General features: G+C 50.8%; 9 tRNA genes and 1 rRNA gene. All 10 read right to left on the reverse strand.

From position 1 onward, the window contains the following. Positions 1-44 precede the first annotated feature (44 nt). Positions 45-118 (reverse strand) — tRNA-Gly (locus tag BLT_RS0116800). Between the two features lie 4 nt (positions 119-122). Further along, positions 123-199, reverse strand: a tRNA-Pro gene (locus BLT_RS0116805). A gap of 12 nt (positions 200-211) precedes the next feature. Then, positions 212-288, reverse strand: a tRNA-Arg gene (locus BLT_RS0116810). Between the two features lie 20 nt (positions 289-308). Beyond that, positions 309-397: transfer RNA gene (locus tag BLT_RS0116815), tRNA-Leu, on the reverse strand. A 42-nt stretch (positions 398-439) separates the two neighbouring features. Next, a tRNA-Gly gene (locus tag BLT_RS0116820) sits at positions 440-514 on the reverse strand. An 8-nt stretch (positions 515-522) separates the two neighbouring features. Beyond that, positions 523-604, reverse strand: a tRNA-Leu gene (locus tag BLT_RS0116825). Positions 605-618: 14 nt separating this feature from the next. Beyond that, positions 619-694, reverse strand: a tRNA-Lys gene (locus BLT_RS0116830). A gap of 13 nt (positions 695-707) precedes the next feature. Beyond that, positions 708-780: transfer RNA gene (locus BLT_RS0116835), tRNA-Thr, on the reverse strand. Positions 781-783: 3 nt separating this feature from the next. Further along, positions 784-859 (reverse strand) — tRNA-Val (locus tag BLT_RS0116840). 9 nt (positions 860-868) lie between these two features. Further along, positions 869-984, reverse strand: a 5S ribosomal RNA gene (rrf, locus tag BLT_RS0116845). Positions 985-1,135 lie beyond the last annotated feature (151 nt).

The following is a 1,135-nucleotide window of genomic DNA, read 5'->3' on the forward strand; positions in this document are numbered from 1 at the left end:
CCAGTTTTAGGTATAAAAAAACCTACCCACCAAACAATAAAATCTGGAGCGGGTGATGGGAATCGAACCCACGACATCAGCTTGGAAGGCTGAGGTTTTACCACTAAACTACACCCGCAAAATGGTCGGGAAGACAGGATTTGAACCTGCGACCCCTTGGTCCCAAACCAAGTGCTCTGCCAAGCTGAGCTACTTCCCGAACAAACTTACATGGCGCGCCCGAGAGGAGTCGAACCCCTAACCTTTTGATCCGTAGTCAAACGCTCTATCCAATTGAGCTACGGGCGCTTTGCATTGCTTTTCTAGAATGGTGCCGAGGGCCGGACTTGAACCGGCACGGTAGTCACCTACCGCAGGATTTTAAGTCCTGTGTGTCTGCCAATTCCACCACCCCGGCACGGGGTTGTTTTCATCAACAGCTTCTATAATAAAGAAGAGTTGGAGCGGAAGACGGGATTCGAACCCGCGACCCCCACCTTGGCAAGGTGGTGTTCTACCACTGAACTACTTCCGCGTACAAGATGCGGGTGAAGGGACTTGAACCCCCACGTCATAAGACACTAGATCCTAAGTCTAGCGCGTCTGCCAATTCCGCCACACCCGCATATTTAAAAATAATGGTGAGCCATGAAGGACTCGAACCTTCGACCCTCTGATTAAAAGTCAGATGCTCTACCAACTGAGCTAATGGCTCTTTTTAAAAAGAATGCCGGCCAGAGGACTTGAACCCCCAACCTACTGATTACAAGTCAGTTGCTCTACCAATTGAGCTAGACCGGCATATGGTGGAGGATGACGGGATCGAACCGCCGACCCCCTGCTTGTAAGGCAGGTGCTCTCCCAGCTGAGCTAATCCTCCATTTGTATTGCTTGGCAACGTCCTACTCTTGCAGGGGGAAGCCCCCAACTACCATCGGCGCTGAAGAGCTTAACGGCCGTGTTCGGCATGGGAACGGGTGTGACCTCTTCGCTATCGTCACCAAACTTTTTTACTTCAGATGACCGGCGAGCTTCTTTGTCAGCTGCGAGTCTCCACTCCTGTCACGTATCAACCCATACGCTCACTCGTTCCAACTCTTGCTTCCGTGAATCTCTTGGTCCTCTTCGTAAAAGAGATATAAATTTGTTGAGAGTC

The sequence above is a fragment of the Halalkalibacterium ligniniphilum genome, assembly GCF_000334155.1.
Classification (GTDB): domain Bacteria; phylum Bacillota; class Bacilli; order Bacillales; family Bacillaceae_D; genus Halalkalibacterium; species Halalkalibacterium ligniniphilum.